The organism is Chloroflexota bacterium (assembly GCA_016235055.1).
In the GTDB taxonomy this organism is placed as follows: domain Bacteria; phylum Chloroflexota; class Anaerolineae; order JACRMK01; family JACRMK01; genus JACRMK01.
On record JACRMK010000061.1, the window covers coordinates 79,737 to 103,936 of the forward strand.

Annotated in this window: 21 protein-coding genes; 8 read left to right on the forward strand and 13 right to left on the reverse strand. The window is 65.2% G+C overall.

Annotation, left to right across the window (positions count from 1 at the left end; translation table 11 throughout):
• The first annotated feature begins 19 nt into the window (after positions 1-19).
• The gene (locus HZB53_15845; GenBank protein ID MBI5879120.1) at positions 20-1,282 is read left to right on the forward strand and encodes a M20/M25/M40 family metallo-hydrolase; all 1,263 of its coding nucleotides are present in this window, start codon (positions 20-22) and stop codon (positions 1,280-1,282) included.
• Positions 1,283-1,525: 243 nt separating this feature from the next.
• Complete coding sequence (gene lysA / locus HZB53_15850) at positions 1,526-2,770, forward strand: diaminopimelate decarboxylase (protein MBI5879121.1); 1,245 nt, start codon at positions 1,526-1,528, stop codon at positions 2,768-2,770.
• Between the two features lie 134 nt (positions 2,771-2,904).
• Here the strand turns inward: lysA and HZB53_15855 are convergent, their stop codons facing one another.
• From HZB53_15855 to HZB53_15875, 5 genes are all read right to left on the reverse strand, one after another.
• Positions 2,905-5,718 (reverse strand): cyclic nucleotide-binding domain-containing protein, encoded by a 2,814-nt coding sequence (locus HZB53_15855; GenBank protein ID MBI5879122.1) that lies wholly within the window; start codon positions 5,716-5,718, stop codon positions 2,905-2,907.
• 149 nt (positions 5,719-5,867) lie between these two features.
• The gene (locus tag HZB53_15860; protein MBI5879123.1) at positions 5,868-6,692 is read right to left on the reverse strand and encodes a hypothetical protein; all 825 of its coding nucleotides are present in this window, start codon (positions 6,690-6,692) and stop codon (positions 5,868-5,870) included.
• Between the two features lie 30 nt (positions 6,693-6,722).
• Positions 6,723-7,505 carry a hypothetical protein gene (locus tag HZB53_15865; GenBank protein ID MBI5879124.1) on the reverse strand — a complete coding sequence of 261 codons (783 nt, stop codon included), beginning with the start codon at positions 7,503-7,505 and terminating at the stop codon, positions 6,723-6,725.
• A gap of 25 nt (positions 7,506-7,530) precedes the next feature.
• Complete coding sequence (locus HZB53_15870) at positions 7,531-8,316, reverse strand: hypothetical protein (protein MBI5879125.1); 786 nt, start codon at positions 8,314-8,316, stop codon at positions 7,531-7,533.
• Between the two features lie 192 nt (positions 8,317-8,508).
• On the reverse strand, positions 8,509-9,363 hold the full coding sequence (locus HZB53_15875) for an NAD(P)-dependent oxidoreductase (protein ID MBI5879126.1): 855 nt from the start codon (positions 9,361-9,363) through the stop codon (positions 8,509-8,511).
• A 573-nt stretch (positions 9,364-9,936) separates the two neighbouring features.
• Here HZB53_15875 and HZB53_15880 point away from each other — a divergent pair.
• Together HZB53_15880 and HZB53_15885 are read left to right on the forward strand one after the other, a co-directional pair.
• Complete coding sequence (locus HZB53_15880; GenBank protein ID MBI5879127.1) at positions 9,937-10,308, forward strand: roadblock/LC7 domain-containing protein; 372 nt, start codon at positions 9,937-9,939, stop codon at positions 10,306-10,308.
• Positions 10,309-10,329: 21 nt separating this feature from the next.
• Positions 10,330-10,956 (forward strand): hypothetical protein, encoded by a 627-nt coding sequence (locus HZB53_15885; GenBank protein MBI5879128.1) that lies wholly within the window; start codon positions 10,330-10,332, stop codon positions 10,954-10,956.
• A 65-nt stretch (positions 10,957-11,021) separates the two neighbouring features.
• Here the strand turns inward: HZB53_15885 and HZB53_15890 are convergent, their stop codons facing one another.
• The 8 genes from HZB53_15890 to HZB53_15925 form a co-directional block, all read right to left on the reverse strand.
• Positions 11,022-11,252 (reverse strand): hypothetical protein, encoded by a 231-nt coding sequence (locus HZB53_15890; protein MBI5879129.1) that lies wholly within the window; start codon positions 11,250-11,252, stop codon positions 11,022-11,024.
• Between the two features lie 360 nt (positions 11,253-11,612).
• On the reverse strand, positions 11,613-13,157 hold the full coding sequence (locus tag HZB53_15895; protein MBI5879130.1) for a NapC/NirT family cytochrome c: 1,545 nt from the start codon (positions 13,155-13,157) through the stop codon (positions 11,613-11,615).
• 18 nt (positions 13,158-13,175) lie between these two features.
• Entirely contained in the window at positions 13,176-15,449 is a 2,274-nt protein-coding gene (locus HZB53_15900; protein MBI5879131.1) for a cytochrome c3 family protein, read from the reverse strand.
• Positions 15,450-15,508: 59 nt separating this feature from the next.
• Positions 15,509-16,717, reverse strand: a complete 1,209-nt coding sequence (locus HZB53_15905) for a hypothetical protein (protein ID MBI5879132.1) — start codon at positions 16,715-16,717, stop codon at positions 15,509-15,511.
• Positions 16,702-17,679, reverse strand: a complete 978-nt coding sequence (locus HZB53_15910; protein MBI5879133.1) for a cytochrome c3 family protein — start codon at positions 17,677-17,679, stop codon at positions 16,702-16,704. The genes HZB53_15905 and HZB53_15910 overlap by 16 nt, the downstream gene beginning before the upstream one ends.
• 210 nt (positions 17,680-17,889) lie before the next feature.
• Positions 17,890-18,387, reverse strand: coding sequence for a hypothetical protein (locus HZB53_15915; protein MBI5879134.1), 498 nt, complete (start codon positions 18,385-18,387; stop codon positions 17,890-17,892).
• Between the two features lie 21 nt (positions 18,388-18,408).
• Positions 18,409-19,395, reverse strand: a complete 987-nt coding sequence (locus HZB53_15920) for a hypothetical protein (protein ID MBI5879135.1) — start codon at positions 19,393-19,395, stop codon at positions 18,409-18,411.
• Positions 19,392-20,324, reverse strand: a complete 933-nt coding sequence (locus HZB53_15925) for a tetratricopeptide repeat protein (protein MBI5879136.1) — start codon at positions 20,322-20,324, stop codon at positions 19,392-19,394. Before HZB53_15925 ends, HZB53_15920 begins: the two co-directional genes overlap by 4 nt.
• Positions 20,325-20,759: 435 nt before the next feature.
• On the opposite strand from HZB53_15925, the gene HZB53_15930 reads away from it, so the two are divergent.
• From HZB53_15930 to HZB53_15945, 4 genes are all read left to right on the forward strand, one after another.
• The gene (locus tag HZB53_15930) at positions 20,760-20,927 is read left to right on the forward strand and encodes a hypothetical protein (GenBank protein MBI5879137.1); all 168 of its coding nucleotides are present in this window, start codon (positions 20,760-20,762) and stop codon (positions 20,925-20,927) included.
• 161 nt (positions 20,928-21,088) lie between these two features.
• Positions 21,089-21,559, forward strand: coding sequence for a hypothetical protein (locus HZB53_15935; GenBank protein MBI5879138.1), 471 nt, complete (start codon positions 21,089-21,091; stop codon positions 21,557-21,559).
• 22 nt (positions 21,560-21,581) lie between these two features.
• Positions 21,582-23,435, forward strand: coding sequence for a S9 family peptidase (locus HZB53_15940; protein MBI5879139.1), 1,854 nt, complete (start codon positions 21,582-21,584; stop codon positions 23,433-23,435).
• A 57-nt stretch (positions 23,436-23,492) separates the two neighbouring features.
• Complete coding sequence (locus tag HZB53_15945; protein MBI5879140.1) at positions 23,493-24,113, forward strand: hypothetical protein; 621 nt, start codon at positions 23,493-23,495, stop codon at positions 24,111-24,113.
• The last annotated feature ends 87 nt before the right edge of the window (positions 24,114-24,200 follow it).

The window sequence follows — 24,200 nt, forward strand, 5'->3', positions numbered from 1 at the left end:
TAAAGCGAGAAGGAGAGCTATGACGGAGTTTGCCGAAGCGTTTGCGCTGGTGGAGGCACGGCAGGCGCAGACCATCGAGCGGCTGCGCCGCATCGTCGGCGTCAACACGGTCGTGCCGCCGGGGCTGAACTACGACACGCTGGTGGACTACCTGGAGCCGCAGTTCCGCGCCGCCGGCTTCGCGACCGAGCGGGTCGTCGTGCCGCCCGAGATGGTCGCGCAGATCCCGCTGCCGCTCGAGGGGCCGCGCATCAACCTCGTCGCTACGCGCGCGAGCGGCCAGCCCGAAGCGGTGACGATCTACGCGCACATGGACGTCGTGCCGATCGAAGAGGGCTGGCAGCACGACCCGTTCGGCGGCGAACTGGACAACGGGCGCATCTACGGACGCGGTACGGCCGACATGAAAGGCACCATCGCCTCGCTGTTGACTGCGCTCGACATCATCCGCGAACTCAAGCTGCCGCTGCGCTATGACGTGCACATCATCATCTGCACCGACGAGGAGATCGGCGTCTACCCGGGCGCGAAATACCTCGCCGAGCAGGGTTACGTCAAAGGCCACATCCTGTGCATGGAAGGCGCGCAGGACCCGATCGAGCGGCTCTGCTCGGCGGGCGACGTGGACTTCACCATCACGACCATCGGCAAGTCGTGCCACAGCGGCAGCAACTTCCTCGGCGTCAACGCCATCGAGGAGATGGCGCCGATCATGAACGAACTGCTGGCGCTCAAGCGCGTGGTCGAGAAACGCGAGTCGGAGAGCATCGCGTGGCCGAACCCCAAGGCGCCGTCGAAGTTCGTCACGCCGATGTTCAACCTCGACATCATCCACGCGGGCGTCAAGAGCAACATCGTGCCGTCGTCGTGCGCGCTGCTCGTCAACCGCCGGTACATCCCGGAGGAGCGCTACGAGGACGTCGTCGCGGAACTGCTGGCAGCGGTGGAGCGCGGGCGGCAGCAGAGCAAGGCGCTCGACGTGAAGGTCGAGTATGTGCGCGCCTATCCGGCCGTGCGCTACGACGAGACCTCGTCCTATCGCAAGCGCATGCGCGAGGCGTTCAAGCAGGCGCAGGGCTACACCGACGACCAGTTCAAATTCGCCGGCGGCAGCGGCAGCACCGACATGGCCGACATTGCGGAAATCTGCCACACCGACCAGTTCGTCAACGCCGGCATGGGCCGCCAGGGTGAAAGCAACGCCCACGGCGCCGACGAGAACATCCGTTTGGCCGACCTGCTGGCGCACACCAAGGAACTGATCTATTACCTGTGCGCGTAAGCTGACACACCGTTTGTCATGCATGTCCTGTGCAGCGGGGCTTACGCCCCGCTCCGCGCCTACGGCGCGGGCACAGGATGAAGCGCGAACGCCGGGCATTCGGCTTGCAGCACGCTTCGCGCGCGAAGCATCTATTGCGCGGCATTTCAGATGTTTCGTGCGCGAGGCGGGTTTGTCGGGCCGAGGCCGTGCCTTCGCACTCAACATGACAATTTGCGACCGTGTCCTGTGATCGGAGCCCATATTATGAACTTCCAGTACCGCAACGGTGAACTGCATTGCGAGGGCGTGCCCCTGTCGGCGATCGCCCGCGAGGCCGGCACGCCGACCTACGTCTACTCGCTCGACGAGATCGAGCGCCGCGCCCGCGCCTACCTGAACGCCTTCCCTGGCGCGCTGATCGCGTACGCCTACAAGGCCAACGCCAACCTGGCGATCCTGCGCCACCTCGTCGCGCTCGGCGTCGGCGCCGACGTGGTCAGCGGCGGCGAATTATGGCGCGCGCTGAAGGGGGGCACACCGCCGCAGAAAATCGTCTTCAATGGCAACGGCAAGACACCCGCCGAGATCGGCTACGCGCTCGACAGCGGCGTGCTGTGCATTAACGTCGACAGCGCCGAGGAGCTGGAGCTGGTCTCCGATCTGGCGCGCGCGCGCGGCATCGTCGCGCCGGTCGCCTTTCGCGTCAACCCGGATATCGACGCGCAGACGCACCACCACATCACGACCGGATTGAAAGAGTCCAAGTTCGGCGTGCCGATCGGCGAGGCGGGCGCACTGTACGAGTCGGCGCGCCGGTTGGAGACGGTGTGTATTGTCGGCATTCACTGCCATATCGGCTCGCAGATTACGCGGCCGGGGCCGATGCTCGAGGCCGCGCAGTCGATCAAGCGGTTCGCGCTCGATCTGCAGCGCGACGGCATCGCGCTCCCGCTGATCAACCTCGGCGGCGGGTTGGGCATCCCCTACCACGACGAGAACCCGATGGCGCCGCAGGAATGGGCGACGGCCGTGCGCGAGGCGTTTGGCACGGAGACGGCACTGCAGGGCTCACGACTGGTGCTGGAGCCGGGTCGCAGTATGGTAGGCCCCGCGGGCGCACTGCTGGCGACGACCGTCCACGTGAAACGCACCAGCGCCAAGACGTTTGTCGTCGTGGATGCCGGTATGAACGACCTGCTGCGCCCGGCGCTGTACGGGGCGTGGCACGAGGTGCGTGCCGCGCGCGACGGCCTGCCCGCGCTGACCGCCGACGTGGTCGGGCCGATCTGTGAGTCGTCCGACGTGCTGGCCAAAGACCGCGAGCTGCCGGCCATCCGGCGCGGTGACCTGATCGCGGTCATGGATGCAGGCGCATACGGCTTCGCGATGGCGTCGCGCTACAACCAGCAGCCGCTGCCGGCCGAAGTCGTGGTGCAGGGCGAGCGCTGGCAGGTGTCCACCCGGCGCGAGACGTACGAGCAGATGGCCGAGCGCGAATCGTCGTAGGGGCGAAGCATCGGCGGGGCGGTTCAAAGCAATCGCGCATCCCCGCGCCGATGCTTCGCCCCTACGCAAACAAAAAGGCGGCTCACCCGCAAGGGTGAGCCGCCTTCTGGTTTCTTGCGAACGCCCGGCGCGGGTTAGCGCGTCCGGCGGAAAACGATCAGATACGAGTAGTGGAAGAGCGAGTTGCCGTTCGGGTTGTCCGTCCGGTCGCAATACTCGTTGGTCGGGATGTCCACCGTCAGCGGCTCGGTCCGTTCGCTTGTGCCATCCAGCACGCGGATCTGGTAGCTGCCATGGTACATCGGGTAGTTCACGTACCCTGGGGTGGTCTGCTGGTTGATGCCGAGGAAGGCGATGTTCTCGTTCTTCTGCCCCGTCGTGTCTTTGAACGTGCCCGACGGCCAGGTGATCTCCACCTGCTTATTCGGCATGCCGTTGCCCTGCGCATCCAGCACGATGATATGCAGGTGATGATTGCCGCCGTTCTCGCATGCCGTCAAGCGGCGCACCAACTGAATTTTATAGTCCACCGCGGGCGCAGCAGGCGCCCCAGCGGCCACCGGTCCCGAAGGCGCCGGCGTGTCCGTCGGCACGATGCGGATCACGGGCCGCGCGGTCGCGGTCGGCGGGACCGGCGTCGGCGCATCGGTCGGGCGCGCGGTTGCGGTTGCGGTGGACTGCGGGGTCGGTGTCTTGGTCGGCAGCGGCGTCGCCGTGAACGTCGCGGCGGCCTGGGCGACCTCGATCGGCAGCGGCATGCCGCTGTCGCCTGAGACGTTGATCGCGATGCCCGCGATCGCCGCCGTGGGCGCGTTGTTATTGCCGGCCATCGCCAGCGCGGAGATCGCCGTAATCGGCGCGGCGATGCCACACAGCCAGACGAACACCATGGTCATCGCGACCAGGCGGAACTTGAAACCGATCGGGCGTTCCAGCATCCAGTTGACGCTGCTGTACAGCGCCACGCTGACCGGGTCGGCGCTGCGCACGGCAACCGCGCTGCGGTTCTGCGGGCGCGCGGCCACGGCGCGCGGCGGGATTGCGCCCGACGGCTTGCGCACCACCGACGGCGCCGGGCGGGCCGCCACCGGGCGCGCTTGCGGCTGGCCGGGCCGGGTCGGAACCGCCGGTTTCACAGACAGCGGCGCGGCTTTCAACGTCGACGGGCGATTGCCGGGTTTGGCCGACGGCCGCTGAACGGGCGGCACCGACGACGGCCGGGCCGTCAGAGGCCGCTGGCCCATGGCGGTCGTGGCCGGGATGCGCGCGTTGCCGGACGGCGGCTTGATCTGCCGGATCGCAGCCGGTGCGCGCGAATCGGCGCGCGACAGCCGTTCGCCAAGCACCTTGCTCAGCGTCAGCGCCAATTGCGGGTGCTTGATCGCCAGCCGGTCGAAGTCAGACTTGTACAGCGCCCAGAGTTGGGTGTCGGGGTTGATCGCGCGCGCGGTCGACTTGCGCGGGCTGTCGGTCAGCAGAGCGATCTCTCCAAAGAAACCGCCGGCACCGACACGCTCGAAAGCCATCTGATGCGAGTCGCCCACGCGCGTTGCCACCTGCACCTCGCCGGTTTCGACGAAGTACATCGCGTCACCGCGCTCGCCTTCGTTGAAAGCGGCCTCGCCGCGCCCCAGTTTGACCGCGTGCAGCGAATCGGCGATATCGCGCAGTTCCGCGTCGCTCAGGCCGGCGAAGAGCGAAATGCCGCGCAGGTGCGAATCGAGGAACAACCGGTCGGAGACTTCCAGGTACGCCGTGACCGCCTTGCCGAGCGATGTGCCCAGCGAAGGATGCCGCGACACCAGCGCCTCGAAGTCGGATTTGTAGAGGATCCAGAGATTGGTATCGACGTCGGCCACCGCGCAGTCGGGCCGGTTGCGGCCGGTCAGCAGGCTGTTGTGGCCGTACTGCTCGCCCGCGCGCAGCATGCGCGACACGCCGTCGGCGTTGGTCAGCTTGAGCAGGCCGCTTTCGATGACCAGCATCGCGTCGCCCGCGTCGCCGATGTTGAACACGCGTTCGCCTGCCGGGTAGTGGCGCAGCACAAGCACGCCGGCGACGGCGTCGAGCGATGCCGTCGGCAGGTCGGCAAACAGCGGCAACTTGGACAGCAAGTGCTGCGCCGTCTGGCGGTCTTCGGCGCCGAGCGAGCCGGATATGCGGCTGCTGATCGCCACCCGGATGCCGGGATAGCGGGCGACGACCGCGGCAAAGTCCTCGCGGCGCAGGACCCAGAGGGTCGCTTCGCTCGAAGCGCGCGCCACGCCATCGTATGGCTTGCCGGTCAGCAGGGACATTTCGCCCAGCAGGTCGCCCGGGCCCATTTGGCGGTACGGATCGCCGGTTTCCTCAGCGGCCGAGGTCAACATGACCTCGCCTTCCTCAATAATGAACATCGCATCGCCATGCGCGCCCGCCCGGAAGATCAGGCCGCCGCGGCGTACTTCCATGGGCGACAAGCGCTCGGCAATGGCGGCCAACTGGTCCGGCTCCAGGTCGGCCAGCAGCGGCATGGCGCGCAAACGGCGGTTGACCAGGTAGCGGTCCACCTGTTTGATGCGCGCGCCAATCGCAGAGCTTAGTTTGAGGCCAATACGGGGATGTTCGTCAAGAATCCTGGAGAGGTCGGTCTGGGAAAGCGCCCAGAGCAGCACATCGCTGTTAGTTTGGGCGGTGGTCGAGGCGGGCTGGTCGAGCAAGAGGTCCATGTCGCCGACCAGGCTGCCCGCACCCAGATTGTTAATAAGGGTACGCCCGCCTTCGATCGACGTCACCTGTTTGACCCATCCCGATTGTACCAGATACAGTCGGCGGGTGGGTTGCCCCTGCGCCAGGAGCGTTTCGCCTTTAGCGAACGCCATCTCTTTCATCGCATCGGCCACAACCTGCCGTTCTTCGGCCGTCAGCGACGAAAAGAGCGGGGCGTTCTGTATGAAGGTTTCTTTCATGTATGGCGTTTGTCCTCACGCGTAAGGTTCGCGGTAATTGTCAGCGAAATCCCCCAAACCTGCAAATCCGGGGCAGCCAAGAACCAGACACTTTATTCAACCAGCGTTGCTTCGAGGCCTCGCTGAGCAGGAAGCGATCGAACGGGCGTTCAGTCGACGCGGCGGAAAACCAGACGCCATGCACGGAAATGTGGTTTGCCGTCATTTGGGCAATCAGGCTGGAGTTGGTCGGTGTCGAGACCGGACGCCGCCGGACTGATGCCGTCGGCGACTTGCACGCTATACGAACGCCCCGGCTGCATATCGAAGTCGGCGTAGCCGGGGTCGGTGCCTTTGAGTCCGGTGAAGAATACGTCCTGGCCATCGGCCCACTGCACCCGCAGGCGCGTGCCCGCCAGTCCTTTCCCGCCCGAATCCTGAACATAGACAAGGATGCGGCCGCGCGGGGCGTTCTTGTCCTGATCGCAGGCCACGCGCGTCTGCTCGAACAAGCGGTAGATCGTGCGGGATGGAGTGACGCTGGGCGTCGGGCGCGGCGTGATGGCTGTGCCAATCGTTGGGCTGGGTGAGAGCGCCGGAAACGGGCTGGCGACCGGGCGCGAAGTGGTGGTCACCACCGGGGTGGCGCCATAAACGCGCAGGTTGACCGAGTCGGCGCCGAGCGCCAACGCCAGCTTCGCCAGGCTACGGCGCTGCGACTCCGGCTTCAACTGGTTGATATACTGCTCGGCCAGCGGCGCTATGATATCGCGCGGCTCGCCGCCGAGTACGGCGATACGGCGGCTGGCCAGGTCCAGATCGCCATCGGTAGCGTAGGTCATCGCCGCCAGCACCGCCCACTGCTCCCGGATCTCGGGCTTGAGGCCCGGCGGATCGAGCGCGACCGGCCCGAGCGGCAACGCCCAGGCCAACAGTAGCCCGGCAAGCAGTCCGGCGACCAGGCCGGCCAGGAAGTAGCGGTCAAACTGGCTCATAGTGAAGTCACGATGTTTGCAGCGCTACGATCACCACTGGCGCTGGAATATGACGCTGTAGGAGTAATGCCCGGCGCACAACAGGTTATTGGCCTTGCGGTAGGCGCACTCCGTGTTGTCGCGGCAGTACCCGCCCGCAATAAGATCGGCGTTGGGAATATTCGTGTCACGCATCGTCAGGTCGCGCGTCTGCTCGCTGGTGAACTTCGCGCCGGTCGTGTCGCCCATCACAAAGAGCATGTCGCCATCGTGAGTCGGCGTCACCTCTTCGGTCATGCCCGGCCCCTTGACGCCGGTCGGTGGTATCTGGGCGTTGCCGGCATAGACGCGCCGCACGAGGATGTTCGGCAGCGGCACATTGTTGATATCGATGACCTTGATCAGGTAGATGTGCAGGAAGCCGCACGAGACGATCGAGCCGTTGGAGGTAGTCCCGCCATTCTCCTTGACCCCCAGCAACCGCTGCTCAATGACCTTGAAGTCCACCGCCGGCTTGGGCGTGTCGGTCGGCAGCGGCGTGGCCGTCGGCGGCCGGCGCGTGGCGGTGGCTGTGGGCGGCGGCGTGCTGGTCGGCGTAGGCGTGGCGGTCGCCGTCGCCGTGGCCGGAACGGATGTGCTGGTCGGCACTGTGGTGGCCGTTTCAGACGGGGTGGCCGGAATCGCCGTAAACGTCGGCGCCGCCGTCGGCGGCTCGGCCGTCGGCGTTGCCAGGCGTGCGATCACCGTGGGCGATGCGGGCGCGCAGGCCAGCAACAACCCGGCAAGCAAACCAGCCGCAAGTCCCGCCAGCAGGCAACGATAACGCGGGCTCATAGCGAACTTGGCGCCGTGCCGTCTATCACTGGCGCTGGAAGACGACCTTGTACGAATAGTGCTTGCGGCACAAGCCGTTTTCCGCCTTGCGCTGGTTGCAGTCGGCATCGCTCGTACAGTATCCGCCCGCGATCAGATCCGCATTGGGAATGCCCTGGTCGATGGTGCTCATCTCGCGTGTCCACTCGCTGGAGTATTCCCGGCCCGCTGTGTCGCGCACCACACGAAAAGCGTTGCCGCTGCCAGCTTCGTCTTCGGTTTTGCCAGGCCCTTTGGCGCCACTGGGTGGAACAACGACCTGATCGAGGTAACGCCTCAAGACGTAAACGCCATCGAGCGGCGCGCCGTTCTTGTCCAGGATGGTGATGAAGAAGTTGTGGTCGCCGGCACAACCCTTGTTTTCGGCCATCGTTAGCATTCGGGCTTCAACGACCTTGAAATCCACCGACGGCTTGGGCGTCTCGGTCGGCGCGGCCGGCGGCGCGGTGGCGGTTGGCGGCCGGCGCGTGGCGGTAGCCGTGGGCGGCACAGGCTGTGGTGTATTGGTCGCTGCAAGCGTGCTCGTGGCGCTGGCGGTCGCCGTGGCCGGAGCGGGCGTGCTGGTCGGCGCCGCTGTCGCGGTCGCCGTCGGCGATGGCGTGGCCGGGGTCGGCGTGAACGTCGGCACCGGCGTCGGCGGCTCGACCGACGGCGTGGCCTGCCTCGCCGCCACGGTCGGCGCGGCGGGCGCGCAGGCCGGCAGCATGAGCGCGGCGGCGAGTAACAGCGCCAGCGCGACGATACACTTCCGGTCGCTATACGGCATCATCAAGGCAAACACCCGGTACTATCGAAGATGGCTCCGATTCGCTGTACGGATCGAAGCAACGGTCGGCTCTTATTATCGTGCAAAAAGCCTGCGGGTCAAGATGGGTAAGGCGGTGATAACCCATATTGTTGCGTACCAGGCGCGTCGAGACCTCGCAGGTTTTCAAAACCTGCGAGGTCCGGCCGTTGTGGGAAATCACCCGGGATAAAGCCCGCGCTGCGGGGCCCAGACCAGCGTCTCGCGAGCGGCCCGGCTGCTGCAGCGCCAGGCGGGCGGCGTTGGCCGAGACGGGTCGCGGCGCGGGTGCGGTGCGTCGGTCGCCTCGGCCAGTCGGTCGAGGTAGTCGCCGTAACGTAGCGGATCGGCGCAGATGTTGAAGACGCCCGTGGCGGGCGCGCGCTGCAGCGCCGCGACAAACGCGGCCGCTGCGTCGTTGACGTGCACCAGTGATACCCAGTTCATGCCGCTGCCGGGCACAGACAGCGAGCCAGCGCGCAGGCGGCTGATGACATCGTCCTGGGCGGTATCCGGGCCGACGAAATTGCCGCAGCGCAGGATGCACCAGCGCATCGCACCCGGCGCGATGGCGCGCACCTGCGCTTCCATCTGCACGACCGGCGTGCCCACGCCGGCCCCGGCCAGCGGCGCGCTTTCGCTAATCCACTCGTCGCCGCAATCGGGGTAGGCCATCGTGATGCTCTGCTGGACATAGAGGGGTACGCGGGCCGCCAGCGCCCCCGCGATCAGCACGCGCACGCCATCCGTGCGCAGCCGGGTGTTGGCGTCCCATGCGCCGAGTGCTGTCCCATCGCGCGGTATCGCGGTCGCAATGTGCGCGACGGCATCGCAGCCCGCCAGCAGTTCCGGCAGGCGCACCGCCGCATCTGGCGCCAGCAGGTCAAACGCCGCGACCTCGACCGGCGGCGGGAGCAACGCGCGCGCCTTGTCGACGGAGCGCGCCAGCGCCCGCACGCGATGCCCGATGGACAGCAATTGGGGCGCCAGCGCGCGACCCAGCACTCCGGTCGGTCCAACCAATGCAATCAACATGCGCTTCCTCACTTTGTCCGATAGTGACGCGCCGTCATCACGCGGACGTGGACGTACCGCCATCGGCTGTTCGCCCCTGTACGGGCGCGGCGCGCGAACACCGGTGAAAGACCAGGGCGATTCAATTGTCGTAGGGCACGAACATAATCCGACGAAGCGGGCGCTGAGCTTGCCGTACCGCCCACCCCCGCTAACGGCGCGGGGCGAGTCGCAGACGGGGTCGAAGCGCGTGCATTGCTGTGCCCTTCGACGGCGCCGTGTGCCGCTCAGGGCACGAGCTCTCACCTTGTCAAGCGGCTTTTGAGTCGCCCTGGGTGAAAGACCCTGACGGGCGCCATAGTACCACAGCAATTCTCATTTTGGAGTCGGCTGCCAATATGCCCCCCTCATCCCCTGCCCCTTCTCCCCCGCGCGCGCGGGGGAGAAGGGGAAAAGCTAACGGGGAGGTGCGCGGCGGCGCAGCCGCCGCGCACCTCCCCTAAGAATCTCGCCCCCTCCCAACGAAGTTGGGAGGGGGTCGGGGGGAGGGCATAGACGGGCCAACATCCGACTGCCTGTCGAAGGAGCCTTCCTATGAGCGTTTCACGCACCGATCGCATGGTCAGCCGCTTGCGCGACCTGCAAATCAGCACACCTGATATCGAAGCATCGGCCATCGTCAGCGTGGATGGCCTGATCATCGCCTCCTCGCTGCCGGCCGGCGTCGAGGAGGATCGCGTCTCGGCGATGTCGGCCGCGATGCTCTCGCTGGGCGAGCGCATCGCCGGCGAGCTTGGTCGCGGCATCCTCGACCAGGTCTACATTCGCGGCGAGCATGGCTACGTCTTTCTCTCGGCGGTCGGCGAAGAAGCGGTGCTGACCGTGCTGGCGCGCAAAGAGGCGAAGCTCGGCCTTGTGTTCCTCGATATGAAGCGCGCGGCCGAGGATCTCGCGCGCCTTGTCTAGCCGGCACAAGGATATGATAGCATGACCGATCAACCGAAGGTATCCAACGCGGCCCTGCGGACGCTCTTCATGGCGATCGAAGACGTCATGGGCGAAAAAGGCATCAAGGCCGTGCTGAACTTTGGCGGTCTCAAGCGCTTCATCGGCAACTACCCGCCCAACAACCTCGAAAAAGAGGTCAGCTTCCTCGACTACGGCGAGGCGCAACAGGCGGTGGAGGATTTCTACGGGCCGCGCGGCGCGCGCGCGTTCATGCTGCGCATCGGGCGCGCCACGTTCCGCTACGCACTGCAGGAGCAACCGGCCATCCTCGGCCTGGCCGGGCTGGCGCTGAAGCTGCTGCCGGCCGACACGCGTATGAAGCTGATCCTGAACCGGATCGCGCACGGCGCCAAAGACACGCTCAACATGCCGGCGCATGTCGAGGAGACGCCGGAGCAGTTTATCTACGTCACCCAGGACTGCCCGTGCCGCTTTCGCAAGCGCGAGCTCAAGACGCCGTGCTGCTACGTTACCGTCGGCGCGCTGACCGAGGCGATGCGCTATGCGACCAACGCCGAGCATGGGGTGACAGAGTTCAACTGCATCAACGTCGGCGACGACGCGTGCCGCTACCGCATCGAGAAGAAGGCAACTGAGAAGTTATAAGCGCACGTTGTTCAGAATGCAAAAGGCCGCCCATGTGGGGCGGCCTTTTTTTATGCCGGCGAACGCTAGACGGCCTTGCCGCCGCGCTTGTTCGCTTCGACGTAGTCGTTCAACGGATCACGGAAGCGGGTGCGCTCCTGCTTGCGATTCAGCCAGAGCGACTGCAACTCGGTCTTGATCTCGCCAAGCCGACGACGTTCCCCGGTGGTCAATTCCCGCGACGATGCAATCAAGTAAAGCTTGTGCTGCTCCTCCGACAAGACCTGGATACGGTCTACCACACCTTCATATTTCATCGTAGTCCCTCCTGTGTAAGAGTCTGCCTGCACTGCAGATAGTCTCTCTTCCCTCCACCTTTAAAACTATATTATACCAGTCAAGATGAGTATATGGTTAAGAAGCGATTAACTATGTCATTGATTTCTATTAGACTTATGTAATAAGTCTGTAAACCGGACGGATGAGCATACATAATGCGTTGCATTGATAGTGGGAATCTGCACAAACAAGTTATTGCCATGAACTTCGCGGTGGATGCGCACTTGGCAACCGTTCAGGTTGTACCTAGCCCGTGTTGCCCTCACGGGCGGTTCACGAACCGCGACGGCGTCGTGTGCGCACAAGCCAGAGCGCGCTCATTTTACCTGAAACCGAACTTAACGTCCTGTGCGGTGACACGTCACACAGCGGTCGTTGGCGTAGCTGAGGTGATCGGCCGGGAACGGTTTCACGCTGGTCTTGGGCCCGTGGCAGAGTTGGCAGTCCGGCACGCTCTCCACCCCGTGCGAAACAGGCCTGGCAACGCGCCGCGCCGCCGCCGGCCCGGCGGTCGCATTCGCCGTGTCGAGCTGCGCCGTCGCATCCAGCCCGGCGAACTGCCACGCCACACCGTGGCACGCGCCGTTGGCGCAGAACGAGGAGTTGTCCTTGCCGCCCGCGTTGCGCGTGTCGTGACACTGCTGGCAGGTGGCGTCGGTCGTCTTGCCGTGCATCGACAGCCATTTGCCGTCGCGGTGCGAGGCCGGCGCACCCGCCACCGGCCCCGTGCTGATGGTCGTCGGGCGGCCGGGCGCCCCGACCTGTGGCACCGTGTGGCACAGGCTGCACTTCAGCGGGATCGATTGCGCCTTGTCGGGCGTCGTGTGGTTCCCATCGTGGCAACGGAAACAACCCGGTGATTCAAGATGCCCCATGTTGCTCGGATGCGCCGTCCAGTCGGTTGAAAACTCCGGGAATACGGCTTTGACGTACTCCTGTCGGATCGCCGACAGCGCCGTCTGAATCACCGCGCGGTTCTTGTCGTAATAGTCGCCGAACTGCTTGCGATAATACAGCTCCACCAGCGCCAGCGCCCGGTCGGCCTCGTCCTGCGACGTGTACCCGCCTTTCAGGAACTCGACCCCTTTCTTGCGGATGAACGGGATATTGGGGTTGATGCGCCCCTGCGCCAGCGCCTGATCCATCAACGCGGTCGGCTCGCGGAAGTCATGCGCCAGGCGGTTGTGGCAATCCAGGCAGTCCATGCGCACCTTCTTGTACATGCCCAGCTCGAATGCGCTGACCGGCTTGCCGCCTTCGGTATACGTCGTCGCGCGACCGTCCGCGTCGATCGCCTGCACCCACGGGATCTTCTGCTTCACGGGGTCGTCGGTGGCGTACCAAACCTCATGCGTCGCGTGCCAGTGCACGCCCGGCGGGTCGCTCGGCGTGGCGCCGCCAATGCCGATCCGCATCGCCATCATGGTCGAGGAGACCTTGTTCGGCGCCAGGTCATCGTAATGCCGGATCTCTTTCAGGCGCGTCGCCGGCAGCGTGCGCAGTGCATGGCACTTCTCGCACGATTCGCTCGATGCGCGCGTCTCCTTGGCGATCAGCGGCAATTCGTAGTTGTTCGTGACATACGCGATCGTTTCGCGCACGCCCTCGTCCTTGCGGGTCAGCGAGATGGCGATCGTCGTGCGGCCGACGTGGCACTCCACGCACGAGACTTTGTTGTGCGACGACGCCAGGGTCGTCTGGTACTGCGGATCCATCAGGTGACAGGTCGTGCCGCAAAAGTAGCTGGAGTTGATGTAGTCCCATGTAAACACACCCGACGCCCCCAGTGCAAGCAGCACAACGGCCGTGCCGGCCAGGCCAACCAGATAGGCGCCGCGCGAAACCTGGCGCAGCCGGTAGACGAGATGACGGATGAGGCGCATGCAGCAGACCTCTTTCACTCAATAGCGCTGCGGCGAGTGGTTCTCGCCGTGGCATGTCAGAAAACAGGTGCGCGTCGCCGGGTCCCAGGCCAGTTGCGTGCCCGAGGCGGTCACATTGGGTGCGAAGTTGATCAGGCGCGTGCCGCCCGCGTCGCCGCGCGCGCCGGCACTCTGGCCGTGCACGCGGAAGTGACACTCCGCGCAGATCGCATTGCCCTGTCCGGCGCCCGGCGTGTCGATGTCGGTGGATGGGCTCTGGTTCTTGTCGTACAGCGTGCGCAGATGGAAGCCGTGGTAGCGGAAGTTCGTGTCAGTGCGCGCGTTGGCGCTGGCGTCGGCGAACGGCGCCTCGGCGTGGCACTGGTAGCAGAGCGCGAAGTCGGCGGCCGCGTAGTTGTCGGTGCCCGACGTCGGCTTGAGTGTGCGATCCAGGTAGTTGTTCATCAGCAGGCCGCGATACTTGCTGGTGTGCGCCGATAGGCGCGCGTTGGCGGCCGGCGGCGAGGCCGGCGTCGCCAGGCGATAGTCGCCGTGGCACTGCACGCAGCGCACCAGCGAGGTCGGCGTCATGTTCCAGAGTTTGTAGGGCGAGGTGCCTGCCAGTTGGTTGGCCATCGCCGTCGTCGTGTTCTTGCCGGCCGCCTCGACCGGGTGAAATGAGGGATTAGCCGGGTTGAACTCTACGCTCTTGTCGCTCTTCTTGTACGACTCGCGGGCATAGGCGAGCAGCGTCGTGTTGCTGCTGTGGCACTTGAAACACAGCTCGTCCTCGTAGTTGATCGAGGAACTCCACGCCAGGGAAGGCGTCGTGCCGGCCGCGCCATTGGTCGGCGCGACGCCGCTGACACCCTTCAGCGCGCCGGATGCCGTGTAGCCGCCCGCCAGCGCGCTGGCATTGCCGCCCGCCGCCGCATGCGCGTTGTGGCAGTCGCCGCACTCGGCATGCCGGTTTAACACGCCCTTGAACTCGTTGATCTTGGCCTGTGTGTGCGACGAGGCGGTGGTGGCCGGGTGCGCATAGAACGCGCTGGTGGCCGCATCGTTGGCCGGCACGGCCGTGTCGGTGAACTGGGACTTGATGTTCTTCGATGCGCCCGTGCCATCGTGGCAGGTGAAGCACAGGTTGCTCTGCGGCGATGAGCGTGACAGGACATTCCGGTTCTGGCCGGTGTGCGTGCGGTGACAGCGCGCGCAGGCATCCGCCGTCGGATCGTATGCCCCATGCGGACTGGTCGCGGCTGCGGCCATCGCACGCGGGCCGGACGCATTGCCCGCCGGAATACCGGCATACTGCGGTTTGGTCAGCGCCAGGGTCGGCGCGGGTCCAATCGCGATGCGCGCCACGGCCCCACCGTTCAGCGCGCGCCCGTCATCGGTCAGCCGGAAGTAGTAGTCCTGTCCATAGGATGCGTCCACCGTGGCGCGCACGCTGAATTCGATCTCCGTATAGGACCGCCCGTTGAGCGTCAAGGCCGGCGCGGGATTCTGGCCGGTCAGCAACCGGCCATCCTGGGCCACACCGCGCCCCGCCCCCAGGCCGAACGCACGGGATGGAATTGGCTGGTTGTTAGAGACGGTGCGCAGTGGCCGCACGTAGAACGGCTGGCCGACGGCGTTCGTGCCCGCGCTCACTGGTTGAAAGTCGCGATCGGCGGCGGCGCTCCACTCCAGGCGTGGCTTCCAACCGGCCGCCGCGGCCTGGTCGTTGACGATCTGGAAGCGCACGCGGAACTCGGTGAAGCGCGGCATGGCGCCGGCCACGCTGTCGGTGTTCGCAGCATAGGTCATGCGCTCGAGCGGTTTATCCCAGCCGATGCGATAGTGGGATACGTTGAGCGCAGGCGTCGGCGTCATGGTCGGCGTCGCCGTCAACGTGGGCGATGGCGTGGCCGAGCCACGCGCGCGCGCGGTGGTCGCCGTGCCCGTGACGGCACTCGTGGGCGCGGATGTTGCGGCCGCCGTCGCGCTCGCTGTGACCGTGGCGGTAGCAAGAGCGGGTGGTGCGCTGGGCGTGGCTGCCGGCATCGGCGTGCTCGTGGCAGGCGGCGCTGTCGCGGTGGGCGTGCCGGTTGACGTTGCAACGGCCGTGGCTGTGGCGGTGCGTGTCGCCGTGGCCGTGCGCGTCGCGGTGGGCGGCAGCGGCGTGGGCGATGTGCCCGCCTGCAGTGTGGCGAACGGCGTCGGACTGCCCGGGTCGGCGCTGGCGCACGGCGACAGCGGCCCGGCGAACAGCCACCCAAGGCAGCAGAACGCCAGCCACAGCGCCACGGCGCCGCCGCGGCCAGACTGCATCGTTCGACCACTGCGTTCCAAACCCGTTCTCCGTTCTGTTCCGCGCCGGCGGCGAGTCGTCATTTCGGCTTGCTGCCCGGCTGATGACAGACCATGCAATCCTGCCGCTTGTCCAGCGTGTGTGGAATCACCGGCGCCATCGTGGCGGCCGCGGCGTGGCAGAGAATGCACATGGCGTCGGTGCGCCGCGCATGGCTGGCCGGCAGCGCGCCCAGCGTCGTCTTGCTACTATGGCAGGCCGAGCAGACCGCTTTGTCCGCCAGTGAGTGCGGCGCGCCCGGCGCCGCCGCGAGAGCGTCGTGGCAGACGCTGCACATGACGTCAGTGCGGTTTTTGTGGTCGGACGGCAGGCGCACGATGCCCCGCTCGCCGTGGCACCCCGTGCAGGTCTCGCGCCCGATAATGGCGTGCGGCACGCTGGGCGACGGCGTCTTTGCTGTGGCGTGGCATGAAAGGCACATCGCATCGGTGCGGCCGCGATGATCGTCCGGCAGCGGCGTCATCTGCCCGCTGGCATGACACTGCACGCAAGCGGCCCGCGCATCGCTGATGGTGTGGGTAATGGCGACCGGCGTCTTGCCGACATCGGTGTGGCAACCGATGCAGGTGGAATCCGACCGCCAGGTGTGCGAGGCTGCCAGCATTACCAGCGTGTCTGCGCCGCCGTGGCACTGTGAGCACGGCTCATGCCCGTCACGCCGGTGCGCCATGTCCGGTGCGGGCACGGATTGCTCGTGGCAGACGGCGCACATTTTCTCGGTATATGTTTTGTGCGAGGCCGGCAGCGGCGCCATGCGTCCGCCCGCATGGCAGGTCGCGCAGGCGGCGCGCGACTTGACTTCGTGCGCTGTGACCGGCGCGTCCACCACATGCTCGTGGCAGGCGCGGCAACCGGCGTCCGCGTATCCGGCGTGATCAGCCGGCAGCGGCGCCATCTGTTTGGCGCCGTGACAGGACTGGCAGTTTTCGCGTCCTGTGACGCGATGCCCGATGTTACTGGCCTTGCCGCGCGGCGGCACGACAGTGACGGTCGGCACAGGCAGCGGCGTGGGCCGCGCCGGCGCGACGGCCGTCGGGCTGGCCGTCGCGGGCGCCGCCACCACATTCGGCGCCGGCGAACCGGCGGAGGCCGGGGTGATCAGCACGGCAATGACGAAAAATAGCCCCATGCCGAGCAGAACTCCGGCGGCCAGGCCGATACCAACCACCCAGCGGCGCGCCCTGTGCGAGCGGCGCGCCGCCGGGGAGTTTACTACTTGTTGTGGCAATTCTGACACACGCCGCGATTGTCAATCCGCAACATCGCGCTGTCCAGATAGACGCCGCCGCCCTCGGCGGTACCCGGCTTCGGCACCGCAGACGAGTTGGTCGACATCACGGCCTTCGAGCCGTGCGCCACATGGCAGGTCAGGCAACCGGGCGCGCCGTTGGCGTCAGAGGTGGAAACGTTGCTGCCGTCGGTGCGATGACGATAGTTGAAGATGGCATCGCCAGACGACGTGCTGCCCGTGCCTGCGCCGGTGGCATGAATACGCTGGTGGCACGTGGCGCACCAGGCGTTCAATGCCGTCATCTTGCCGTTGTCGGCGTCGGTGTCATTCGCCGCCGGATAGACCTGGCCGTAGTACTTGCCGCTCGCGTCGTTGATGGTGTATCGCTTGGCCACGCCGGTATCGGGCACATCCGCGCCGCTGCCCGCACCGGTCAGGTCCGGATGCGCGCGCAGGATGCGGTAGGAAGCGCTCTTGGTGCTGCTGGCCTTGCCGTGCGGGTCATGGCAGGTGTAGCACTGCAAGACGACCGTGGTGCCGGCGCCGCTGTTCAGCGCGCCCATGCCCCAGACCGTGTCACTCGTGTAGCCGGCCATGCCGAGCACCTTGTGCGCCCCCGTCGTGGGGCCGCTGGTGGCTGCGGCCGTGAGGTTGGAGTTCATCGTGGCGTTCGAAAAGCCGCCGCCGCGCAGGCCGCCGCCGCCCACGCCCATCCAGGTACCCTGCACAACATTCGTCAACGCCCCCGTGCCGCCGTGGCAGGTGACGCACAGGTCATAGCCGGTCGTCACGCGCAGCAACTTGGGGCCCACCGAGGTGTGGCTCCGGTGGCAGCCGGAACAGGAATCGGTGGTCGAGCTGAAACCGCCGTGCGGCCCACCATCCGCGAAGGCGGACGTGGAAAGCGCCATCATGAGGGCGATCGCGACGGCTACGGCGGGCACAATACGATATTTCATACAGCAACAGCCTCCTTTCACATTGTCCGTCCAGCATATGCGCTGGCATCCATCCACTCCACTCACCTGTGCTATAGACCCTAACGCGCGGCTCTTCGCAGAGGATACCGGCATTGCGCGTTATGCGAATAGCACATTGGTACCGTACCACCCCCTTCCGGCTGCAGAATCCGCTGCGGTTCTGCCGGCATGTGTACACCGGTCGCCGCCTCATTTGAGCGCATGACACGAGCGGCATGTGTCGTTCAACCGTCCGGCGTGATTGGCGGGTACGCCCTGTGCGCCATTGTCCCCGCGCAGATGACAGAGCAGGCATGCGGCGCGCCCCTCGGCCGTGTGTCGCGCCAGCTTCGGCGCCGGTTGCAACACGGACGGATCGAGGGTGTGGCAGCCAATGCACATGTCGTTGGTGCGCAGGCTGTGGCTGGGCGGCATGGCAAAGGTCGTCCGCGCGCTGTGGCATGAGATGCAGTCGGCCTTGCCCGCCAACGGGTGCGTGATTGGCGGCGCGCCGGGGCGCGGCGTCGGCGGCAGCGGCGTGGCAAACGGCGCCCGTGTCGCCATCACCCCTGGCAGCCGGGCCGCCGGCGTCGCGGCATCACCCGCCAGCCGCGCCGGAAACGCCGTCGGCAACGCCGACGGCGAATCGGCCAGCCCATCGCAGGCCGACAGCGCCAGGCAGAGCCAGAGCCACCATAACCGTTTCAACCCGCCCGCCATGTCAGCCCGTCAATAGACCCACACCTGCACGCGGTTGCTGGCGCGATCGGTGATGTAGAGCCGTCCGCTGCCGTCGATGGCGATGTCGTTCGGGTAGTTGAACTGCCCGTCGCCAAGCCCGAAGTCGCCGAAGCGGAACAGCAGTTCCGCCTGTGCCTTCGTCGTGTCGTAGACTTCGACTTCCTGCGCGACCGCATCCACCACGTACAGGCGCTGCTCGGCGTCGATCGCCATACCGCGCGGCAGGCTAAAGCCCGGGATCATGCTGAGCACCTGTCCCTGCCGGTCGAAGACCTGCACGCGCCCGTTGTTGCTGTCGCCAACGTAGATGCGCCCGTCGCCATCGGCCACCGCCGAGTTCGGGAACCACAACTCGCCCGATTCATGCCCTTCCCTGCCAAACGTGACGAACGGCGTGCCATCGGCTTTCAGCGCCACCACGCGATGCTTCGCGTCGGTGATGTCGGTCAGGTACAGGGTGCCGCCGATATAGCGCAAGCCCAGCGGAAACCAGCCGTCTTTCAAGGCCGGCGCCATGCTGTTCTGGTAGTTGCCGCCCGCATCGTAGATGTCCACCGTGTGACGCCCGATATCGCTGACGAACACGCGCCCGCTGCTGTCAAGCGTCACATAACCCGGCGAGCGCGATGCCGGCGAAGAGCTCGGCGGCGCAAAGCTAAAGAGCGCCTTGCCGTCGCCATCGAACACCCGCACCAGCCGCTCGCCGTCGCTCTCGGTTACGTACAGCCGCTCGCCGGCCGGATCGACCGCCACGCCGAGCGGCTGCTCCATGCCGTAGATCGAGAACAGATAGTGCGGCTTGATCGAGCTGGACAGCGCTTTCGCGGCCGGCACCATGCGCGACAGCGGCTGGCGCGTGGCCAGATAGTAGCTCCAGAGCAGGACCGTGCCGGCCAGCAAGAGCACGCCGGACAGCAGCAGCAGGCCGCGTGCGCGGCTGCGCGGCGCGGCGGTCAGATCGCTTGGCATGCTCATGGATTGCCTCCCTGGCTCACGCGGAACAGCGCCTGGCTGGCCGCCACATCATCGGGGTTCGAGGCGAGATAGGCCTTGAGCGCGGACCGCGCCTCGTCGCGCCGGCCCAGTTTGTCGTACGCCAGCCCCAGCCCCAGTTGCGCCTGAGCCAGTTCGGGCGAACTCTTGCGCAGCGCCTCCAACTGCGCGACGGCAGCGGAGGCGTCGCCCTGCACCAGGATCGTCATGGCCTGCGCATAGGCGGCCTCCGGCGCCTTGCCCTGCGCCGTGTATGCTTGAGCGAGCGCCTTGTAGGCGTCGGCAAAGTCCGGCACGAAGCGCAACGCCTGCTCATACTCGGCGGCGGCCGATGCGTTGTCGCCGCGCTTCTGGTAGATCGTGCCGAGCAGGTAGTGCGCGTCCGAGTCGGTGCGATCGACCGCCAGCGCGTGTTTCAACGCGTCGACGGACTGCGCGGTTTCGCCCTGCTTGTTGTACAACTCGCCCATCTGGTAGTACACCACGCTCATGCGCGGATCGATCTTGGCGATCGGGTTGCCCTCGTACAGGTTGACGACACGCTTATAGCGCGCCAGCGCCGCGCGATAGTCATTCTTCGCCGTATAGGCTTTGCCCAGCAGGATCAACGCGTCCAGATGGTCGGGCTGGATTTTCAGCGCTTCGTTCAACTGTTGAATGGCCTGATCGGCCATGCCGATCTCCACGTAGAAGTCGGCGGCCGACACGCGCAGATCGGCGTTCTGCGGGTCGCGCGCAATCATCTCCTCCAGATGCCGCGTTTGCCGCGTCAGCACGGGATCGTTGTCGTGCATGTAGCGATCGAAGTAGTAATAGGCGCCGAACGACGCGGCTGATATGAATACCAGCGAGAATATGACGACCAGCGGCCAATCGGTATTGCGGCCGGTGGCGCCCTGAGGCATGTGCATGGCGATTCCTCTGGATAGTGCGTGTAAGCTCATGACTGTGCGTGAAACCGATCGCGGTGATACATCGCGATGGTTCACGCGTATGGGCGCCGTCTCACTGCGTCTGTGCGCAGAGATGGGCAGGCGATATACGATTAAACGAACGGTTGCGTTCATAAAGTGACAACTTGATGGAATTTTAAGGTGTGCTAAGTAATTCGATTAATCACATTATGTAGTGTGCTTCGTACACCGAACCGTGATTGCTCTTTGATACGTTGATAATCGCAAGTTCTCAGCGTGTGTATTGTAGAATCACTAGGATTGCCGTGACATAATGTGCCAAGCAGAATTGGCTGCTTCTTGATCATGACGATGGCAACAGCAATGTATCTGTTTCGAAGAGTTTGCCGTTCTTCTTCGGATCAGCGCGCTTTTCCGCTCTGTGGCGCGCTCATGACTCCAGCCGGTCATTCCGGCACGGTGCTGTCCACCGGCTTCGGCCGGGCGCACATGGAACTGCTGGCCGCGCTACGCCAGCGATGCGTGTTTGCGGCCAGCGTGGATGCCGGTTATCCTGTGACCCGCCACGCCGCGCGCAGGACTCACACCGTGCCGGATTGACGCTTGTGCATTCCGATAGTCTGCCAGTGTACGCATCGCTACGCGCGTGCTTGCCATGTTGGAAACCTTCCGCTAAACTGCGGGCAGTTGGAATCGTAAACGCGCGAGCCTTGCGGCGATACACCTGTCCGACGGACCGCGTCGGCCATCGGAGGTGCGACATGAACGGCGAGAATATCTTTCCACTGGCTTTTCTCGGCGTCTTCGAATTGATCGGCGGAGCCGCTTTCGGGTACGGTTTGCGGACGATGATCAAAGATCGCGACCCAGGCCAGTTATTCCTTTTGATCTGGGGCGGCGGCTTCGGCGGCATCCCGATGGTGATCTCGCTGTTTTTGGGACTCGCCAGTCCCACGCCGACCCTGGCACTGGTCGGGCCAGCCGTCTTCTTCGGCATGATGCTGTTCTCACTGTTACTGGCGCAGCCGATGACCCGGTACTTCGGGGCTGGGCCAACGTTCGGCATGCTGGCCGGCGGGCTGTTGATGCTGGCCGGCGCGGCCACAGCCGTCGCACAGTATAACCGCGCCAATGTCATCATATCGGTCGCGCTGGGCGGCGCGATCTTTCTTGTCGGCAGCGCCATCATGGCGCGGTCGGCCAACGCGGCGCTGGGCGCCAATGACAAGTGAAAGCGGAAAACGTCGCCAATCCATGCAAACAACTTCAGCCAGCCAGCCGCTCTACACGTTCAACCAGTTCGCGGCGATCCGCCGCTACTTTACCAATGCCGGCGCCACGCTGACCTGGTCGCCGGACAGCCAGTGGCTGGCGTACATCACGAACATCTCCGGCCAGTTCAACTTGTGGAAACAGCCGGCGGCGGGCGGCTATCCGATCCAACTGACGGCGTTCGCCAACCGGATTGCGCGCACCGGCGCCTGGTCGCCGGATGGCAAGCATATCCTGTTGAGCGTCGATTACCAGGGTGACGAGTATCACCAGTTGTACCTGGTGCCGGCGCGCGGCGGCGAGCCGGTGCAGTTGACAAGCGAGCCGCACGTGCAGCACTACATCGAGGGGAACCCGTGGTCGCCCAACGGCCGCTGGATTGCGTATGCCGCCAACGATCGGTCGCCCGCGCACATGGACGTGGTCGTGCGCGATATGCGCAGCGGCGAGACGCGCCGTGTGCTCGCCGGCGAGAGCCTGTACTACCCCGAAGCGTGGTCGCCCGACGGCCGGTATTTGACCGCGCTGGAGTGGATTACCGCGACCGACTACAACCTGCACCTGATCGATGTGCGCACCGGCAAGACGCGCTGCATCACGCCGCACGCCGGGCGCGGCGATGCGGCGTATGCCACGGGGCCGTGGCTGCCGGATTCGAGCGGCTTCTATTTTATTAGCGACGAGGGGCGCGAGTATCGGGGGCTTGCACAGTACGATTTGCGGCAGCAGCAAGCAGCATGGGTGCTGACGCCGCGATGGGACATCAACCACGTGGAGGGCACGACCGACGGCCGCCTGCTGGCGTGGGATGTCAACGCGGACGGGATCAGCCGGCTGCATGTGCGCAACCAGCGCAGCGGACGAATGCTCAAGCTGCCGCCGCTGCCGCGCAGCGTCATTTCCATGCCGTCGTTCTCACCCGATGGCCGCAAGCTGGCGTTCTTCCGCAGTGCGGCCACCAACCCGGCGGAGCTGTGCGTGCTCGACCTGCGCACGGCAAAACTCGACACGATCACGCACTCCATGCTGGGCGGCATCGACAGCAAAGACCTGGTGGAGCCGCAACTGGTCCGCTATCCGTCGGCGGACGGCTGGCGCATCGCAGCGTGGCTGTACAAACCGCGCGGATTGAAGGCGGGGCGGCGCGCACCGGTGGTGATCGCCGTGCATGGCGGGCCGGAAGCGCAGGAGCAGCCGTATTACGGCTACGGCCTGTATCAGTACTGGCTGTCGCGCGGCATCGCCGTGCTGGCGCCGAACATCCGCGGCTCGACCGGCTACGGCAAGTCGTTCGAGATGGCGATCTACCGCGACTGGGGGGGCGGCGAACTGCGCGACGTCGAGCACGCCGTCAAGTATCTGCGCGGGCTGGCGTGGGTCGCCCCGAAGCGTATCGGCATCTTCGGGCCGTCGTTCGGCGGTTTCGTCGTGCTCTCCGCGCTGGCGCGCCTGCCACACCTGTTCGCGGCCGGCGTGGACTGGTTCGGCCCGTCCAATCTCGTCTCGACGGTGCTGACGGACCCGCCATGGTGGCGGCACATGGACGAGTTGACCATCGGCGACCCCGTGAAAGACCATGACGAGCTCATGGCGCGTTCGCCGGTGACGTACGCGGACCGCATCCGCGCGCCGCTGTTCGTCATTCAGGGCGCGCTGGACATGCGGGTGGCGCAGAGCGAAAGCGACCAGATCGTCGAGAAGTTGCGTGCGCTCGGCGTCGCCGTGCGCTACGACATCTACCCCGACGAGGGGCACGGCTTTACCAAGCGCGCGAACGAACTGAAAGCGGTGCAGGATACGGCCGAGTTTCTGGAGCAGCAGTTGTTGAAGCGGTAGGGACGTAGACACATCGGTGCGGATTTAATCAGGTTGAGTTCCCCCTGGACAATCACTATGACTACACAAATCGATCCGAGCATCACACTCATTGCTATCGGTGGATTCCTTGTCACCATTGTGGGGTGGTGTGTAGCATACATATTCCAGCGTCGGTTAGTTGTGCTTCAGAAGCGATTTGATCAACAGAAGGATATGCAACAGATAACCGTTCCACGGAAGATCGAGCAACTGGAAGCGGTACGCGAATGGCTTCGGGAAGGATACAGAGTCTGGGGCCAAGTCAAAGAGCTTGATAAACCCGGAATGACAGATGAGGAATTGCGAAGACGGCTTAATGTGATATCTGAATCAATAAGCACGTGGTACATCGATGGTTACCACCATATCGCAGTAGCACGACAGTTTGACCCTCCGGATCTCAGTAAGCCATTGTTTCGCATGCAGACCGGAGAGGAGGAGCATTTTCAGACCGGGTTGACGGCGTTGTCAACGATGTTGAGCATAGAAATAGCCACATCAGTCAATTACCCGCTGCACCATGGAGCGGAGGATATTGGAGCCGCCCTGACGATTGCAGTTGCCAATAGGGAGCGAGTGGGTTTGTTTTACGATCTGGCCCTTAAGCACGTAGAGGCTCTTATTGAACAGACTGCGAAGAGTCATCTGCGAAACTGAATTGTTCGCTCTATCGTTCTCAGCCGCTTCATCAGGTCGAAATGGTATGTGCTACTCGTGAAGACAAGCCGCCCAATACGAACTGAG

Bases quoted from the DNA above. Each gene is read 5' to 3' on its own strand.
- HZB53_15845 (MBI5879120.1), top strand. From the start codon at position 20: ATGACGGAGTTTGCCGAAGCGTTTGCGCTGGTGGAGGCACGGCAGGCG.
- HZB53_15855 (MBI5879122.1), bottom strand. From the start codon at position 5,718: ATGAAAGAAACCTTCATACAGAACGCCCCGCTCTTTTCGTCGCTGACG.
- HZB53_15860 (MBI5879123.1), bottom strand. From the start codon at position 6,692: ATGAGCCAGTTTGACCGCTACTTCCTGGCCGGCCTGGTCGCCGGACTG.
- HZB53_15865 (MBI5879124.1), bottom strand. From the start codon at position 7,505: ATGAGCCCGCGTTATCGTTGCCTGCTGGCGGGACTTGCGGCTGGTTTG.
- HZB53_15875 (MBI5879126.1), bottom strand. From the start codon at position 9,363: ATGTTGATTGCATTGGTTGGACCGACCGGAGTGCTGGGTCGCGCGCTG.
- HZB53_15880 (MBI5879127.1), top strand. From the start codon at position 9,937: ATGAGCGTTTCACGCACCGATCGCATGGTCAGCCGCTTGCGCGACCTG.
- HZB53_15885 (MBI5879128.1), top strand. From the start codon at position 10,330: ATGACCGATCAACCGAAGGTATCCAACGCGGCCCTGCGGACGCTCTTC.
- HZB53_15890 (MBI5879129.1), bottom strand. From the start codon at position 11,252: ATGAAATATGAAGGTGTGGTAGACCGTATCCAGGTCTTGTCGGAGGAG.
- HZB53_15895 (MBI5879130.1), bottom strand. From the start codon at position 13,157: ATGCGCCTCATCCGTCATCTCGTCTACCGGCTGCGCCAGGTTTCGCGC.
- HZB53_15900 (MBI5879131.1), bottom strand. From the start codon at position 15,449: ATGCAGTCTGGCCGCGGCGGCGCCGTGGCGCTGTGGCTGGCGTTCTGC.
- HZB53_15910 (MBI5879133.1), bottom strand. From the start codon at position 17,679: ATGAAATATCGTATTGTGCCCGCCGTAGCCGTCGCGATCGCCCTCATG.
- HZB53_15920 (MBI5879135.1), bottom strand. From the start codon at position 19,395: ATGAGCATGCCAAGCGATCTGACCGCCGCGCCGCGCAGCCGCGCACGC.
- HZB53_15925 (MBI5879136.1), bottom strand. From the start codon at position 20,324: ATGCACATGCCTCAGGGCGCCACCGGCCGCAATACCGATTGGCCGCTG.
- HZB53_15930 (MBI5879137.1), top strand. From the start codon at position 20,760: ATGACTCCAGCCGGTCATTCCGGCACGGTGCTGTCCACCGGCTTCGGC.
- HZB53_15935 (MBI5879138.1), top strand. From the start codon at position 21,089: ATGAACGGCGAGAATATCTTTCCACTGGCTTTTCTCGGCGTCTTCGAA.
- HZB53_15940 (MBI5879139.1), top strand. From the start codon at position 21,582: ATGCAAACAACTTCAGCCAGCCAGCCGCTCTACACGTTCAACCAGTTC.
- HZB53_15945 (MBI5879140.1), top strand. From the start codon at position 23,493: ATGACTACACAAATCGATCCGAGCATCACACTCATTGCTATCGGTGGA.